At 70.0% G+C, this 16,466-nt stretch carries 14 protein-coding genes; 1 reads left to right on the forward strand and 13 read right to left on the reverse strand.

All coding sequences use genetic code 11. From position 1 onward, the window contains the following. Window positions 1–3: 3 nt before the first annotated feature. The 9 genes from I2W78_RS14195 to I2W78_RS14235 form a co-directional block, all read right to left on the reverse strand. On the reverse strand, window positions 4–591 hold the full coding sequence (locus tag I2W78_RS14195) for a Uma2 family endonuclease (RefSeq protein ID WP_196460067.1): 588 nt from the start codon (window positions 589–591) through the stop codon (window positions 4–6). Window positions 592–686: 95 nt separating this feature from the next. Continuing rightward, a complete protein-coding gene (locus I2W78_RS14200) occupies window positions 687–1,970 on the reverse strand; it encodes a thymidine phosphorylase (RefSeq protein ID WP_196460069.1) in 1,284 nt (427 codons plus the stop codon). 71 nt (window positions 1,971–2,041) lie between these two features. Beyond that, complete coding sequence (locus tag I2W78_RS14205; RefSeq protein WP_196460071.1) at window positions 2,042–2,437, reverse strand: cytidine deaminase; 396 nt, start codon at window positions 2,435–2,437, stop codon at window positions 2,042–2,044. Next, window positions 2,434–3,699, reverse strand: a complete 1,266-nt coding sequence (locus I2W78_RS14210) for an ABC transporter permease (protein ID WP_196460072.1) — start codon at window positions 3,697–3,699, stop codon at window positions 2,434–2,436. Before I2W78_RS14210 ends, I2W78_RS14205 begins: the two co-directional genes overlap by 4 nt. Next, window positions 3,696–4,814, reverse strand: coding sequence for an ABC transporter permease (locus I2W78_RS14215; protein ID WP_196460074.1), 1,119 nt, complete (start codon window positions 4,812–4,814; stop codon window positions 3,696–3,698). Before I2W78_RS14215 ends, I2W78_RS14210 begins: the two co-directional genes overlap by 4 nt. Continuing rightward, entirely contained in the window at window positions 4,814–6,409 is a 1,596-nt protein-coding gene (locus tag I2W78_RS14220; RefSeq protein WP_196464555.1) for an ABC transporter ATP-binding protein, read from the reverse strand. The genes I2W78_RS14215 and I2W78_RS14220 overlap by 1 nt, the downstream gene beginning before the upstream one ends. Window positions 6,410–6,570: 161 nt before the next feature. Further along, entirely contained in the window at window positions 6,571–7,620 is a 1,050-nt protein-coding gene (locus I2W78_RS14225) for a BMP family lipoprotein (RefSeq protein WP_196460076.1), read from the reverse strand. 472 nt (window positions 7,621–8,092) lie between these two features. Continuing rightward, complete coding sequence (locus tag I2W78_RS14230) at window positions 8,093–9,145, reverse strand: BMP family lipoprotein (protein WP_196460078.1); 1,053 nt, start codon at window positions 9,143–9,145, stop codon at window positions 8,093–8,095. Between the two features lie 258 nt (window positions 9,146–9,403). Further along, the gene (locus I2W78_RS14235) at window positions 9,404–10,651 is read right to left on the reverse strand and encodes a M20 family metallopeptidase (protein WP_196464556.1); all 1,248 of its coding nucleotides are present in this window, start codon (window positions 10,649–10,651) and stop codon (window positions 9,404–9,406) included. 266 nt (window positions 10,652–10,917) lie between these two features. Between I2W78_RS14235 and I2W78_RS14240 the strand changes: the two genes are divergently transcribed. Continuing rightward, complete coding sequence (locus tag I2W78_RS14240; protein ID WP_307783689.1) at window positions 10,918–11,580, forward strand: class I SAM-dependent methyltransferase; 663 nt, start codon at window positions 10,918–10,920, stop codon at window positions 11,578–11,580. Here the strand turns inward: I2W78_RS14240 and I2W78_RS14245 are convergent. From I2W78_RS14245 to I2W78_RS14260, 4 genes are all read right to left on the reverse strand, one after another. After that, complete coding sequence (locus tag I2W78_RS14245; protein ID WP_196460080.1) at window positions 11,577–12,641, reverse strand: hypothetical protein; 1,065 nt, start codon at window positions 12,639–12,641, stop codon at window positions 11,577–11,579. The two genes, I2W78_RS14240 and I2W78_RS14245, sit on opposite strands and share 4 nt — an antisense overlap. A gap of 70 nt (window positions 12,642–12,711) precedes the next feature. Further along, window positions 12,712–13,650, reverse strand: coding sequence for an N-acetylneuraminate synthase family protein (locus tag I2W78_RS14250; RefSeq protein ID WP_196460082.1), 939 nt, complete (start codon window positions 13,648–13,650; stop codon window positions 12,712–12,714). Window positions 13,651–13,664: 14 nt separating this feature from the next. Next, on the reverse strand, window positions 13,665–14,927 hold the full coding sequence (locus I2W78_RS14255; protein ID WP_196460084.1) for an N-acylneuraminate cytidylyltransferase: 1,263 nt from the start codon (window positions 14,925–14,927) through the stop codon (window positions 13,665–13,667). 32 nt (window positions 14,928–14,959) lie between these two features. After that, the gene (locus tag I2W78_RS14260; protein ID WP_196460086.1) at window positions 14,960–16,309 is read right to left on the reverse strand and encodes a DUF6716 putative glycosyltransferase; all 1,350 of its coding nucleotides are present in this window, start codon (window positions 16,307–16,309) and stop codon (window positions 14,960–14,962) included. Window positions 16,310–16,466: the final 157 nt, after the last annotated feature.

Genomic DNA, 16,466 nt, shown 5'->3' on the forward strand with positions numbered 1-16,466 from the left:
GTCTCAGCTGAGCGGGAAGATACCGGTGTCGAGGACCAGCTTGAACGGTGCGGGGAGCGTCAGCTCCTCACCGTATTCCACCGAAGCAAGGACCCGGTATGTACCGCTTTGCGGTTCCCCGTAGAGCATCGCCGTGGGACGCCCCGACTGCCAGGCATCCAGCAGGAGGTAGAGCGGTACGCCCGCGACAGCGTAGCCATGGGCCTTCTTGATGCGGTCGTGGTTCGCGTTGCTCTTGGACGTGACCTCGACGACCAATTCCGCCTCGCCGGCGTGCACACGCGTTCCGCGGCGCAAGGCAGCTCTCGGTACCACGCACAGGTCGGGCATGAAGAGGCCGCCCGTCTCCGGACACGCGAGGCCGAGCGTCTGATAGATGCCCCAATCGTCCGGAATCGCTGTGTACAGGCGACGCTGAACCAGCTCAGCAGTGTCGTTGTGTTCTTCGGACGGCGGAGGCGACACGGTGACGATCCCTTCGATGATCTCCACCTTGCTGCCCTCGGGAGCGTCCGTCTCCTCCCAGACACGGACGAGCTCGTCCCAGTCCGTGTTCCCAGGGGAGCCGGACTCGGCGGCGAGTGCGCTCATGGCTGGTCTCCAATCGGTCGTCACCGATCCCAGCATGCCGAACGGGACCGGCGCGGGTCCACCGATCCCGTTCACCCGAAAGGAGAAACCCCAGGTCAGGCGATACGTTCCAGCACCACCGGCGACGCCGTGAAGTCCGTGCCGGGGGCCGCGATGTCGTACGAGCCCGCCACCGCCTGGAGGGCGTAGTCGAAGCGCTCCGGGGTGTCCGTGTGGAGGGTCAGCAGGGGCTGGCCCTCCGTCACCGTGTCGCCGGGCTTGGCGTGCATCTCCACGCCCGCGCCCGCCTGCACCGGGTCCTCCTTGCGCGCACGCCCGGCGCCCAGGCGCCAGGCGGCGACGCCGATGTCGTAGGCGTCCAGGCGGGTCAGGACGCCGGACGACGGGGCCTTGATCACGTGCTGCTCGCGCGCCACCGGCAGCTCAGCGTCCGGGTCGCCGCCCTGGGCCGCGATCATCCGGCGCCAGACGTCCATCGCCGAGCCGTCGGCCAGAGCCTTCGCCGGGTCGGCGTCGCGGATGCCCGCCGCCTGAAGCATTTCGCGGGCCAGGGCGAGGGTCAGCTCGACCACGTCCGCCGGGCCGCCGCCCGCCAGGACCTCCACCGACTCGCGGACCTCCAGCGCGTTGCCCGCCGTCAGGCCCAGCGGCGTCGACATGTCGGTGAGGAGCGCGACCGTCTTCACGCCGTGGTCCGTGCCGAGGCCGACCATGGTCGAGGCCAGTTCGCGGGCGTCGTCCAGGGTCTTCATGAAGGCGCCGGTGCCCACCTTCACGTCCAGGACCAGCGAGCCGGTGCCCTCGGCGATCTTCTTGGACATGATGGAGGAGGCGATCAGGGGGATCGCCTCGACCGTGCCCGTGACGTCCCGCAGCGCGTACAGCTTCTTGTCCGCGGGGGCCAGCCCGTCGCCCGCCGCGCAGATCACCGCGCCGGTCGTGTCCAGGACGTTCAGCATCTCCTCGTTCGAGAGCAGGGCGCGCCAGCCGGGGATCGACTCCAGCTTGTCCAGCGTGCCGCCCGTGTGGCCGAGGCCCCGGCCCGAGAGCTGGGGGACGGCCGCGCCGCACGCGGCGACCAGGGGGGCCAGCGGGAGGGTGATCTTGTCGCCGACGCCGCCCGTCGAGTGCTTGTCCGCCGTGGGGCGGGACAGCGACGAGAAGTCCATGCGCTCGCCGGAGGCGATCATCGCCGCCGTCCAGCGGGCGATCTCGCGCCGGTTCATGCCGTTGAGCAGGATGGCCATCGCGAGCGACGACATCTGCTCGTCGGCGACCTCGCCGCGCGTGTACGCGTCGATGACCCAGTCGATCTGCTCGTCGCTGAGTTCACCGCGGTCCCGCTTGGTGCGGATGACGGAGATGGCGTCCATGGCCATGACTGGCTTTCCTTCCGGGGATTGCGAAGAGTACGGCCCCTGCGAGTCAAGTCCCAGGGGCCGTACGGGAGTTACGAGCGGAGGTGCCCCGGCCCGAAGGCCTGCGGCAGCATCTCCGACAGCGGCAGGATGCCCGCCGGGGTGTCCAGCAGCAGGTCGGGGCCGCCGAACTCGTACAGCAGCTGCCGGCAGCGACCGCACGGGACGAGGAGTTCGCCCTGGCCGTTCACGCAGGTGAAGTGCGTCAGCCGGCCGCCGCCGGTGCGCTGCAGGTCGGAGACCAGCCCGCACTCGGCGCACAGGCCGAGGCCGTACGAGGCGTTCTCGACGTTGCAGCCGGAGACCGTACGACCGTCGTCGACCAAGGCCGCGACCCCGACCGGGTAACCGGAGTAGGGGGCGTACGCGTGGCTCATGGCCTCGCGCGCCACCTCCCGCAGGGCGTCCCAGTCGACCGCGGAGGTCATTTGCCCTGTCCCTTCCGGTACGGCAGACCGTCCGCCTTCGGCATCCGCAGCCGCTGGGCGGACAGCGCCAGGACGACGAGGGTGATGACGTACGGCGTGGCGGAGACCACCTGGTTGGGGACCTCGTTGGTGGTGGCGTACCAGGTGAAGACGAGGGCGCCGACGACCAGGGTGATCACGGCGTTGACGTACTTCTTGCGTACGGCCATCCAGATCGCGCCGATGATCAGCAGCAGCGCGCCGAGCAGCAGCAGGGCGTGGACGTTCTCCGAGCCGCCGCGCAGGTTGAGGCTGTCGGTGTAGCCGAACAGGCCCGCGCCGATGGCGAGTCCGCCCGGCATCCAGTTGCCGAAGATCATCGCGGCGAGGCCGATGTAGCCGCGGCCGCTGACCTGGCCCTCCAGGTAGAAGGGGTTGGCGACGATGGAGAGGAAGACGCCGCCGAGGCCGGCGAGGCCGCCGGAGATGATGACCGCCAGGTACTTGTACTTGTAGACGTTGACGCCGAGGGACTCGGCCGCGACCGGGTTCTCGCCGCAGGAGCGCAGCCGCAGGCCGAACGCGGTGCGCCACAGGATCCACCAGGTGGCGGGGACCAGGGCGATGGCGATCAGGGTCAGCCAGGAGACGTTGGTGACCAGACCGCCGAGCAGGCCGGCGATGTCGGAGATCAGGAACCAGCCCTGGCTGTTGAGTTCCCTGAGGCCGTCGGAGATGCCCGGCACCGTGAAGTTGCCGAGGGACTCGACCGCCGGGGACTGCTTGGCGGAGCCGCCCGCGTGGCCCTCGAAGGCGAGGGGGGCCAGGTAGCGGGTGGCGCCGAGGGCGAGGATGTTGATGGCCACACCGGAGACGATGTGGTTGACGTTGAAGGTGACGGTCACGAAGGCGTGCAGCAGGCCGCCGAGGCAGCCGCCGATGATGCCGACCAGGACACCCGTCCACGGGCCCCACTGGAAGCCGGCCCAGGCGCCGAACCAGGTGCCGAGGATCATCATGCCTTCGAGGCCGATGTTGACCACGCCCGCGCGCTCGGCCCACAGGCCGCCGAGACCGGCGAGGCCGATGGGGACGGCGAGCTGGAGGGCGGTGGACATCTGGCTGACGTTGGTGATGCCGTCGGCGCCGGTGATGATGCGGACGAGCGAGGTCAGCGCCAGGGCTCCGGCGATGACCAGCAGCAGGACGGGCCACGACAGGCGGCGGCCGGTCGGCGCCGCGGGCTGCAGCGTGGGCTGGTTGACGTCGGTCGCGGTGGTCATCGGCCAGCCACCTCCTTCGTGTTGTGGGCGCCGAGGACGTGACCGGCGGCGAGTTCGGCGCCGACCCGGCGCTGCTGGCGGCGCAGGCCCCATTCGCGGACGGCCTCGTACGAGACGACGACCGACAGCACGATCAGGCCCTGCATGATGACCGCGATTTCCTTGTCGTAGCCGTGGAAGTCCAGCTCGGGCGACGCCTTGTCGAGCCAGGCCCACAGCAGGGCGGCGAACGCGATGCCGACCGGGCTGTTGCGGCCGAGCAGGGCGATGCCGATGCCCAGGAAGCCGATGCCGGTGGGGAAGTTGAGGCTGTAGGTGTGGGTGTCGCCCATCAGGATGGGCAGGCCCGCGAGTCCGGCGATGGCGCCGGAGATCAGCATGGCGGTGAGCACCATGCGCTTGGGGTCCACACCGCTGGCCGCGGCGGCGCTCTCGGAGGCGCCGGAGGCGCGCAGGTCGAAGCCGAAGCGGGTGCGGTTGAGGACGACCCAGTAGCCGATGCCGAGGAGTACGGCGAGGACGACCAGGCCGTAGATCTCGCCGGCCGCGCCCATGTCGATGCCGGGCACCCAGCCCGACTCGTGCATCTCGCCGGTGGTGTTGTTGTTGCCGACCTTGACGCCGAAGACGCTGGGCAGCCACAGGTAGCCGATGACGGAGGTGGCGATCGCGTTGAGCATGATCGTCGCGACGACCTCGCTGACGCCCCGGGTGACCTTCAGGACACCGGCGATACCGGCCCAGAAGGCGCCGGTGAACACCGCGGTGAGGAGCAGCAGCGGGATCTGGATCACGGCCGGCAGGTTCATGTGGGCGCCGACGATCGCGGCCATCATGGCGGCGAGCTGGTACTGGCCGTCGACACCGATGTTGAACAGGTTCATCCGGAAGCCGATGGCCACCGCGAGCGCCGCGATGTAGTACATCGAGGCCTGGTTGACGATCAGCACCTGGATGTCGGAGAAGCCGGCCTGCTCGAACATCACGGCGAACGGCTCGACCGGGTTCTTGCCCGAGGCGATCAGCACGATCGCGCTCAGCACGAAGGCCACGGCGAGCGCGATGACCGGTCCGGCCACCGCGAGGAGCACACGCTCCTTGTCGAACTTCTTCATCAGCGGGCCTCGTCTTCGCCGGACTCGGGGGTCTCTTCGTGTTCGAGGTGTCCGGTCGCGGCACCGGTCATGGCCGAACCGAGCTCCTCGGGAGTGATCGTGGCCGGGTCGGCGTCGGCGACCAGCCGGCCGTTGTAGATCACCCGGAGGGTGTCGGACAGGCCGATCAGCTCGTCCAGGTCGGCGGAGATCAGCAGCACGGCCAGGCCCTCGCGGCGGGCCTCACGGATGTGGTCCCAGATCGCGGCCTGCGCGCCGACGTCCACACCACGGGTGGGGTGCGCGGCGATGAGGAAGCGCGGCTTGTGGCTCATCTCGCGGCCGACGATCAGCTTCTGCTGGTTGCCGCCGGACAGCGAGGCGGCGGTGACGTCGATGCCGGGGGTGCGGACGTCGTACTGCTCGACGATCCGGCGCGTGTCCTCCTGCGCGGCCTTCGGGTCCAGCCATACGCCCTTGGCGTTGGGCTTCTCGGTGACGTGGCCGAGGATGCGGTTCTCCCAGAGGGGGGCCTCCAGGAGCAGGCCGTGGCGGTGGCGGTCCTCGGGGATGTAGCCGATGCCCTGCTCGCGGCGCCTGCGGGTGGCCCAGGCGGTGATCTCCTCGCCGGCCAGCGTGATCGTGCCGGAGTCGGCGTGCTTGAGGCCGATCAGCGCGTCGACCAGCTCGGTCTGGCCGTTGCCCTCGACACCGGCGATGCCCAGGACCTCACCGGCGTGGATGGTGAAGGTGATGTCGTCCAGGAGAGCCTTGCCACCGGGAGCCTGAAGGCGCAGCTTGTCGACCGTGATCACGGGACGGTCGGTGACCGTGGACTCGGCGGTCTCCGGAGTCGGCAGCTCGCTGCCGACCATCATCTCGGCGAGCTGCCGCGGGGTGGTCTCGGAGGGGACGGCCGTACCCACCGTCGTGCCGCGCCGGATGACGGTGATCTCGTCGGCGACGGAGAGCACCTCGCCGAGCTTGTGCGAGATGAAGATGACCGACAGCCCCTCGGCCTTCAGCTCCCGCAGGTTGTCGAAGAGCGCGTCGACCTCCTGCGGCACGAGGACGGCGGTCGGCTCGTCGAGGATCAGCGTGGTGGCGCCGCGGTAGAGGACCTTGAGGATCTCCACACGCTGACGGGCGGCCACACCGAGCTCCTCGACCAGACGGTCGGGCTCCACGCCGAGGCCGTACCGCTCGGAGATCTCCTTGATCTTCCGGCGGGCCTTGGCGCCGATGCCGTACAGCTTCTCGCTGCCCAGCGCCACGTTCTCCAGCACGGTGAGGTTGTCGGCCAGCATGAAGTGCTGGTGGACCATGCCGATGCCGCGCGTGATGGCGTCGGCCGGGCTGTGCAGGGTGACCTGCTCACCGTCGATGGTGATGGTGCCCTCGTCCGGCTTCTGCATGCCGTAGAGGATCTTCATCAGCGTCGACTTGCCGGCGCCGTTCTCGCCGACCAGGGCGTGCACGGTGCCCTTGCGGACGCTGAGGTGGATGTCGTGGTTGGCCACGACGCCCGGGAAACGCTTGGTGATCCCGGCGAGTTCGACGGCGGTCGCCTGACCGTGGACCGCCGCTCCGGCCGGAGGGCTGCTGGACGCGTTGATGGCGCACTCTCCTGGGGACGGGGGTCGTCTACGCGCGTAGCGCCCCTACGGCATACAAAGGGGGCGACGCGCCGAGACAACGGGGTACAGGGAGACAGCCTCCCCGTACCCCGTTGAGCGGACGTAACCCCGCGGTTACCGACTGCTCGGCACCCGCTTTGTCAGCTGCTCTTGACCTTGATCTCGCCGCTGATGATCTTCTCCTTGGCCGCTTCGATGGCTTCCTGGAGCTCGGCGTTGTTCGCGAACTTCGGGTTGGAGTCCGCGAGGCCCACCTCGCCGGTCTTCAGATCGCCCTTGACGATACCGGTCTCGGGCTTGCCGTCCTCCACGGACTTCGCCAGGTTGTAGACCGCCTTGGCGACGTCCTTCGTGGCCGACGTGAGGATGGAGTCCTTGTACTTCGCGAGGGCTTCCTGCTTGTACTGGTCGGAGTCGACCCCGATCGCCCACACCTTGTTGGCGGCGGCGGCCTCGATCACACCCTGACCGGACAGACCAGCAGCCGCGTACACCACGTCGGCCTTCTTCTCGATCTGCCCCTCGGCGGCCGTCTTGCCCTTGTCGGGGCTGGAGAAGCCGCCCTCCTCAGCGGTCTGCGTCAGGTACTGCGACAGCACCTTCACCTTGGGATTGGTGTCCGTGACGCCCTGCGCGAAGCCCGCCTGGAACTTGTGGATGAGCGGGATGTCCACACCACCGACGAAGCCGACGACATTTGTCTTGGTGCTCTTGGCGGCGGCCACACCGGCCAGGTACGAGGCCTGCTCCTCGTTGAAGACCAGGTCGGCGACGTTGTCCGCCTGGACCTGGGAGTCGTCGACGATGCCGAAGGTGGTGTCGGGGTACTTGGCCGCGACCTCCTCGACGGCCGGCGCGTACGCGTAGCCGACACCGATCACCGGGTTGTAGCCCTGCTTCGCCAGCGAGGCCAGGCGCTGCGCCTTGTCGGCGTCCGTCTCGCCCTCGGTGGGCTCGATGTCGGCCGTCTCGTACTTGAACTCCTTCTTCGCCTGCTCCAGACCCGCGTACGCGGCGTCGTTGAAGGACTGGTCGCCCTTGCCGCCGACGTCGTAGGCGATGGCAAGGCCCTTGTCGCCCTTCGACTCCGCGGAGGAGCTCTGGGTAGAGGTGCCGCCGCAGGCGGACAGGGCAAGGGCGAGGGAGGCGGTCGCTGCGCCTGCGACCGCGATGCGGGAAACCCGGCGCATGTGTGGTGCTCCTAGTCGTACAAGCGCCGTACGGTTCAGCTTCGGCGCTGGCTTCGCCGCAGATTAACGCGCGTAGACCAACCTGAAAACCCCTTCTGTCCACCTTGTTATCCGCCCGTGGCCAACACCACGCACACCCAGCTCAGAGCCATGCCGTATGCAAACAAGGGGTGGCCCTGGGTAATGACAGCCCACGACTACCCGCAGCCGCGTACGCACGGAAGGGGCCGTGTCGGGGGGTGTCCGCCCGCAGCGGTTGGCGCGTCAACCCGGGCAGGTTGGTAAGTGACCGATTCCGCGCCGTTCCGAGGACGGACACCCCCCGACACGGCCCCGACCCACCACCCGGCGTCAGGCGCTACAGCAACCCGGCACCCACAGCCACAGGCCGCCGCAGGCACCCACCGCGACCACGACGAAAGCGGGCGGAGACAACCGCCTCCGCCCGCTCCCCTTCCACCGCACTACTTCGCTACTCGGTCCTGACCTTGATCGACCCGTCGATGATGCCTTCCTTGGCCGTCTCCACGGCGGCCTGAAGACCCTCGATCTTCGCGTACTCCGGGTTGGTGTCGGACAGCCCCACACCGTCCACCTTCAGGTCGAAGGTCTGCACGCCGGTCAGCGGCTTGCCGCCCTCGACGGACTTCGCCAGCTCGTACACCGCACCGCCGACATCCTTGAGCGCGGAGGTGAGGATGTACTTCTTGTACGCCGCCAGCGCCTCCTGCTGGTACTGGTCGGAGTCGACGCCGATCGCCCAGACCTCGGCCTTCGCGGCGGCCTCGATGACACCCTGCCCGGACAGTCCGGCCGCCTGGTAGATGACGTCGGCCTTCTTCTCGATCTGCCCCTCGGCGGCGGCCTTGCCCTTGTCGGGGCTGGAGAAGCCACCCTCCTCGGCCGTCTGCGTCAGATACTGCGAGACGACCTTGACCTTGCCGCCGCTGGTGTCCTCGACGCCCTGCTTGTAGCCGGCCTCGAACTTGTGGATCAGCGGGATGTCGACACCACCCACGAAGCCGACGACATTCGACTTGGTGGCCTTGGCGGCGGCCACACCGGCCAGGTACGAGGCCTGCTCCTCGGCGAAGAGGAGGGAGGCGACGTTCTCGCCCTTGACCTCGGAGTCGACGATGCCAAACGTGGTGTCCGGGTACTTCTTGGCCACGGCCTCCATGGCGGGGCCGTAGGCGAAGCCGACACCGATGACCGGGTTGTAGCCCTGCCGGGCGAGCGAGGAGAGGCGCTGCTCCTTGTCGGCGTCGGTCTCGCCCTCGGTCGGCTCCACGTCGTCGGTCTTGTAGCCGAACTCGGCGGCGGCCTTCTGCAGACCGGCGTACGCGGCGTCGTTGAAGGACTGGTCGCCCTTGCCGCCGATGTCGTACGCGATGGCCAGGCCCAGGTCCTCCTTGGAACCGGAACCGCCACCGCTTTCACCACTGGTGCCACCGCAGGCCGTGGCGGCGAGCGCGAGCGACGCGACCCCCACCGCGACGCGGGTCAGGTTGGATATCCGACGCATCTGAAGTTCCCCATTCTCCAAAGCCCCGCAGTGGGTGCTCGATTCGGCGCACATTAACGCGCGTAGACACTCCTGGGAACGGGGTTCTGCCTGGCCGTTATCCATTCGTGCCGGTGGCCGGTTACATACTCGTGAACCACCGACTCGAATGGTGTGCTCCTGGGGCGATCCCGGCGTGCTTTCGGGCACGCCCCACCGCTACGCGCACCAGGCTGCCCCTGCTGAACGGGGGGCGCAACCGGAAGGATTCCTTACTGGCTACCGGCCCGCGTCGAGGAGTGCCGCCGCCGTGAACAGCTCCACGCCCACCGCGATCGCGGACTCGTCCACGTCGAAGTCGCCCTGGTGGAGGTCGCGGACGGTGCGCTCACCCGGAGTGCGGACGCCGAGACGGGCCATGGCGCCGGGAACGTGCTCCAGGTACCAGGAGAAGTCCTCGCCGCCCAGGCTCTGGTCGGTGGCCTCGACCGACTCCGCGCCACGGCGGGCGCTCATGGCGTCGGCGAGGAGCTCGGTGACGCCGGGCTCGTTGACGACGGGGGGAACACCGCGGATGTAGTTGATCTCCGACTTGGCGCGGTGCAGGTTCGCCACCTCGTCGATCGCCGCGTGGACGATGTCGGGGGCCTCCCGCCACGCCTCCATGTCCAGGCACCGCACGGTCCCGGCGAGCTCGGCGTGCTGCGGGATGACGTTCGGCGCGTGGCCGGACTCGATGCGGCCCCAGGTCACCGCCAGCCCACTGCGGGCGTCGACACGCCGGGCGACCAGCGCGGGCACGTCGGTGACCACGCGGGCGACGGCGGTCACCAGGTCGGTGGTCAGGTGGGGGCGGGCGGTGTGGCCGCCGGGGCCGTCGAGGGCGATCTCCAGGCGGTCGCAGGCGGAGGTGATCGGGCCCTCGCGCAGGCCGATCATCCCGGCGTCCACCCGGGGGTCGCAGTGCACGGCGATGATCCGCTTCACCCCGTCGAGCACCCCGCAGTCGATGGCGTCGGCGGCGCCGCCGGGCAGCACCTCCTCGGCGGGCTGGAAGACCAGCCGTACGGGCTGCGGCAGCAGACCCTGCCGGTGCAGGTCGGCGAGGATCAGCCCGGCGCCCAGCACCACGGCCGTGTGGACGTCGTGACCGCAGGCGTGCGCCCGGTCGGGGACGGTCGAGCGGTACGGGCACTCGGTCTTGGCGTCCGGGATGGGCAGGGCGTCGATGTCGGCCCGCATGGCCAGCATCTCGGGCCCGTCGCGCCACTGATCACCGTCGACGCCGATGTCACAGACGAGCCCGGTGCCCGCGGCGAGTACGCGCGGCCGCAGGCCGGCCTTCTCCAGCCGGGCCTTGATCGCGGCGGTCGTACGGAACTCCTGGTTGCCGAGTTCCGGGTGCATGTGCAAGTCGCGGCGGAACGCGACGAGTTCGGCACGCAGCGGCTCGGGGAGCGTGCCGGGAAGGGCGGCTCCCGCCGCTCCGGCCGCTTTGAGGAGGTCGGCGTCGGACTCCAGTGACATCAGTTGCTTCACCCTCTGAAGGGTAGGACGCCCGGACGGTCAACTGCCCCGAGATCAACAAAAGTTCAGCCCGTTAGGGGAAGAAAACCTGGCCGCCGGACGCATAGGTGTCGGTTGGGGTGGGTAAACTCGCCCGATTTCCTCCGGTCGGGCAGATCACGGGTACCACCCTGTCCTCCACGCATACCACGCCCTGCCCCACCCGCGCGCATCCGTTCACCTGGCGGACCCCCACAGCACGCGCCGGCCGGGTAGCGTGCCCGACCGTGACCGATCTGGACACGGCCTTCTTAACGGCCACCCGTACCTCGTACGACGCCATCGCCGCCGACTACGCCGCCCGGTTCCCGGAGGCGATGGGCGGCGTCCCCCTCGACCGGGCCCTGGTCAGCGCCTTCGCGGAGCTGGCCCGCGCCCACTCCCCCGCCCCGGTCGCCGACCTCGGCTCCGGGCCCGGGCACGTCACCGCGCTGCTGCACGAGCTGGACGTCCCGGTGTTCGGTGTGGACCTGTCACCCCGGATGGTGGCTCTGGCCCGCCGCGCGCACCCGGAGGTCCGCTTCCACGTGGGCACGATGACCCGCCTGGACCTGCCGGACGCGACGCTGGGCGGGCTCCTGGCGCTCTACTCGATCATCCACGTGCCCGACGACCATCTGCCGACCACGTTCGCCGAGTTCCACCGCGTGCTGCGCCCCGGCGCCCCCGTCCTGGTGTCGTTCCAGACCGTCGAGGCAGAGGACCGCCTCCGTCTGACGGAGCGCTTCGGGCACGAGATCGCCCTGGACTACTACTGGCGTACGCCCGAAAAGGTGGCGGACCTGCTGGTCAAGGCCGGTCTGGACCCGTACGCCCGCGTCGTGCGCGAACCGGGTGAGGACGAGAAGCTCCCCAAGGCCTTCCTGCTGGCCCGCAAGCCCGCGTCCTAGACCGCCTGCACCGCCGACAGTCGATGCACGTCCCGGGCCGTCCCGGTCACGCCGTCCAGAAAGCCCTGGGCACGGGGTGAGGCCGTCTGGGTGAGCCAGTCGGGGTCGATGTCGCAGACCGCCACGCGGACGTCGGTGCCGGCCAGGGCGAGCGGCAGGGTGTGGACCACCGTGGAGGGGAAGCTGAGGATGGTGCGGCCCACCGGGCCGCGGCGGGCGATGAGCTCCAGGGGGAGGTCGGGGCGGACCACCTCCAGGCCCGTCTCGACCGCCAGCCGGTGGAGCTTCTCGGCGCTCTCGCGGCGGTGGGCGAAGTAGCGGCGGGCGCCGTGCGTCTTGGCGAGGGAGCGCACCGCCTCCACATAGCGGTCGCCGTCCACCACGCCGGTCTCCACCAGCGACGTACCGACCATGTCCGCGCCCTTGGTGATGCGCGGCGGGCCGAAGCGGGCCCGGGTCCAGGCGAAGTCGTTCGCGGTGACCGTGACCCCGCCCGGCGTCTCCTCGATCGGCATGGAGGAGAACACCTCGACCCGGCGGCTGCCGCCCGGCGTCAGGCGGCGCCGGGCGGAGGACGACACCGGGGCGAAGAGCAGATCGCGCGGGCCGGGGCGGGCGCCCCGCCGGTGCCAGCGGACCAGGCGTTCGCCGCGGGCGAGCTGGGTGACGAACTCCATCGTCGCCGTCCCGTCGTCCACGACCACCAGGTCACGTGCCCGCGTGATCGTCAGCAGCAGCTGTACGTACCGCGAGAACGGATCGCCCATCACGATCCGTTCCGCGCGGCGCAGTACCCCCATGAGCCCGCCGATCGTCTGGAAGGGTGCCGACGCGCCGCCGCGCGCCTCCTCCCAGCGGACCTCGTAGCCCTCCTCACGCGCCAGTTCCGCCATCCGCCGCAGCTGGCCGCGGGTCATCGGATCGACGGGCGAGAGGACCACGAGGGTGAGCCCCGCGCCGGGCGCGTGGACATGCGCCCACTCCAGCACGTTCAGGAGCTGTACCGGACTCTCGACGAAGGCGAGAGTGTGGGGGCCGGCATTCCCGGCGCGGGGGCTCATCGGCGTACGACCGTCCCGTCGTAGGGCGTTGTGGGGGTTGTAGGGGCTGACCTGGGCGTTGACCTGGGTGTCAGACCTGGACCGGCTCGCCGGCCGCGGCGGCGATCTCCGCCTCGGCGACGACGCCCTGGACGCGGCGCAGCTTCTTCATCGGGCCGAGCTCCGACTCGTAGACCTTCTTGACGCCGTCACCGAGGGAGGCCTCGATGGTGCGGATGTCGCGGACGAGACGCTGCAGGCCCTGCGGCTCGACGGAGGCGGCCTGGTCGGAGCCCCACATCGCGCGGTCCAGGGTGATGTGACGCTCGACGAAGGTCGCCCCGAGCGCGACCGCGGCGAGGGTGGTCTGCAGGCCGGTCTCGTGGCCGGAGTAGCCGATCGGGACGTTCGGGAACTCCTTCTCCAGCGTGTTGATCACGCGGAGGTTGAGCTCCTCGGCCTTCGCCGGGTACGTCGACGTGGCGTGGCACATCAGGATGTTGTCCGAGCCGAGCACCTCGACCGCGTGGCGGATCTGCTTCGGCGTCGACATGCCGGTGGAGAGGATGATCGAACGGCCGGTGGCGCGCAGCGCCTTCAGCAGCTCGTCGTCGGTCAGGGAGGCGGAGGCGACCTTGTGGGCGGGGACGTCGAACTTCTCCAGGAAGGCGACGGCCTCGGTGTCCCACGGGGAGGCGAACCAGTCGATCCCCTTCTCCTTGCAGTACGCGTCGATCTGGGCGTACTCGTCCTCACCGAACTCCACGCGGTGGCGGTAGTCGATGTAGGTCATCCGGCCCCAGGGGGTGTCGCGCTCGATGTCCCACTGGTCGCGCGGGGTGCAGATCTCCGGGGTGCGCTTCTGGAACTTGACCGCGTCGCAGCCCGCCTCGGCGGCCACGTCGATGAGCTTGAAGGCGTTCTCCAGCTCGCCGTTGTGGTTGATACCGATCTCGCCGCAGATGTAGACGGGCTTGCCGGGGCCGACCTCTCGGGAACCGAAGGTACGGAGGCGGGTGTTGGTGCTCATGGCAGGAACTTTCCTTACTTGGTGGAGGGGTCGAGAGAGTCGAGAGAGGGTCCGAGGATCCAGCCGGCGATCTCTCGGATCGCGCCGACACCACCGGGGACGGTGGTGACCGCGCGTGCGGCGCCGCGTACCACGTCGTGGGCGCTCGCGACCGCCACGGGCCAGCCGACGAGGGCGAAGCACGGCAGGTCGTTGACGTCGTTGCCGACGTAGAGCACGCGCTCCGGCGCGATGCCCTGCTCCTCGCACCACTGCTTCAGCGCGAGGTCTTTCCGGTCGACGCCGTGCAGCACCGGAATCTTCAGCTTCCGGGCCCGGGCGGCGACGACCGGGTTCTGCTCCGTGGACAGGATCAGCATCTTCAGGCCGCTGCGGCGCAGGGCCGCGATGCCGAGGCCGTCTCCGCGGTGTACGGAGACGAACTCCCGTCCATCGGCATCGATCAGCACCCGGTCATCGGTCTGGGTGCCGTCGAAGTCGAGTACGACCGCGTCGATGTCGGCGGCGGTCGGAAGGGCGCCGGGGCGGTCCGCGTCGAACAGCGGGGCCAGGGCGCGGGCGCGGGCGAGGTCGTGCGGGTCGTCGATCTCCAGCACGCGCGCGGGGTCGGTGCGCACCAGCTCGGTCCGGCCGAAGAAGCGGTGCTGGTGCTCGCGGAAGCCGGCCGCGTCCATCGCGTAGGCGGCGCCGGTCTCCAGGAAGTCCTGGGGGCGGTCCTGGCGGCGGGGGCGGAAGGACTTGTCGTGGTTGACGCCGTAGCCGCCGGTGGCCGGGGCGCCGGCGTCCTCCGTGGCCTCGTCGTCGGCGTTGCGCCAGATGAAGCCGTGGAACGGGGCGACGGTGACCGCGGTGTCCGCGCCGTTCTCCACGATGGCCGCCGCGACCCCGTCGATGTCCTCGCGGATCAGGAACGGGCTGGTGCACTGCACGAACAGCACCACGTCGACCGGCGAGCCGTGCAGCGCCTCGTGGGCGTCCATGGCGTGCAGGACGGCGGCCTCGGAGGTGGCGGTGTCACCGGCGATGGCGGCGGGGCGCAGCACGACCTCGGCGCCGGCCGAGCGGGCGGCGGCGGCGATGGCCTGGTCGTCGGTGGAGACGACGACGTCGGTCACCAGCCGGGAGGCCAGGCATTCGCGTACCGCGCGGGCCACCAGCGGTACGCCGCCGACCGGGGCGAGGTTCTTCGCGGGCACGCCCTTGGAGCCGCCGCGCGCGGGGATCACCGCGAGCACCCGGCGCTCCGTCGCGCCTCGGCCCGCTTCCGGGTTGGACATGGGAACTACTCCTTGAGCAGGGTTGGTGCGGCTCACAGCTCCCCCATCCGCCGGATGACGGGCGCGACCCGCTGGACGCCGTGCCGGTAGGCGCCGCGTGCGGCGCGGCGCACTATCTGCCGCACCGGGCCGGGCTCCTTGTCGTGCGCGGGGGCGCCGGGCAGCGGGGTGCCGTCGGGGCCGAGGTGGTGCCGGGCGAGGATGCCGGGCAGATAGCCGGGGGCGGTCGCCGGTGTGTAGTACGGCGTCAGGCGCGGCAGGCCGCCGGGCTGCGCGAGCAGCTTGGCGATCCGCTCACGGGCCGCGTCGAAGGCGGTCTCGTAGGAGCCGTCGGCGGCGACGCCCTGCCGGGCCACCCAGTCGGCGTCCGGCGTGGGCCGGTGCCCGGCGTCGAGCTGGTCCCAGGAGGCGAGGCAGCCGGAGCCGACGAAGTGGTGGTTGCCGAGTACCTCACGCACGCCGAGGTCGGTGAGGACGACGGTGGGGATCCGGCGGTGGAGCGACTCCAGCGCGGCCGTCGAGCTGACCGTGACGAGCAGGTCGGTGCGGTCCAGGACCTCGCCCATGTTGCCGTAGACGAGCTGGAAGTTGGGGGGCAGCTCGCCGAGCTTCTGCGCCAGCTTCTGGTACGGCAGTTCCTCGATGTGGGTGGTGTGCTCACCGGGCTTGGAGCGCAGCTTGAGCAGCACCTCGCGTTCGGGGTGCAGCCGCGCGTGCTGGACCAGGCGGTTCAGCAGGTACGCACGGTCCTTGCGGCTCTCGGGGACCGACGGCTGGGCGGCGAACACGACGGTGTAGGGGTCGTGTTCGCCGGTGTACTTGGCGCCGCCCAGGAACGGCAGTGCCACCTCGGTGACCGCGGTGGAGTCGGCGCCGACTCCGTCGTACACCGCGCGGAAACGCTCGGCGTCCTGGCGGGAGTTGGCGAGGACGAGGTCCGCGCCGTGCCGCAGCAGCAGGCCGTCGGCGAGCTTCTCGTAGACGACGCCGACATAGCCGGTGACGACGACGGGCCGCTGTTCGCGGTCCTCCCACACGCGCTTCAGGCCGTGCAGCATCGCCTGCACACCGCCACCGACCAAGGAGAGGATCAGCACGTCGTACGACTCCCGCGCCATGGTGCGCAGAAACTCGACGGCCGTCACTTCCTTGAGCGAGTCGGCGCGGACGCCCACTTCCGCGAGCTGGCGGGGCGTGGGAGTCGCCCGGCCGCGCAGCAGAAATCCGTCCAGGGCCGGGGCGACTTGCGCCTCGCCTTGCGGTCCGGCTTCCATGGACGGGCCCGGAGCGATACGGCTCGCCGTCAGCGCACCCCATTTCCAGCGGGTGTCCGAGTCGGCGAGTACTGCGATCCGCGTGGGCTTCGTTGTACTTGGTGGCACACCCCAGACGCTAGGAAGCAATTTCTAGTTGCTGGCTAACCTCGTGTCAACGAAAAGTTAACAGCACCCCACCGAGAGCCGAACTGGCTCGCCGAGGCCCAGGAAGTACACGGTATGCACCGTTCCGACACATCGAGTTCACCCCCCGTACCCTCGC

Source organism: Streptomyces spinoverrucosus (genome assembly GCF_015712165.1).
Lineage (GTDB): Bacteria > Actinomycetota > Actinomycetes > Streptomycetales > Streptomycetaceae > Streptomyces > Streptomyces spinoverrucosus_A.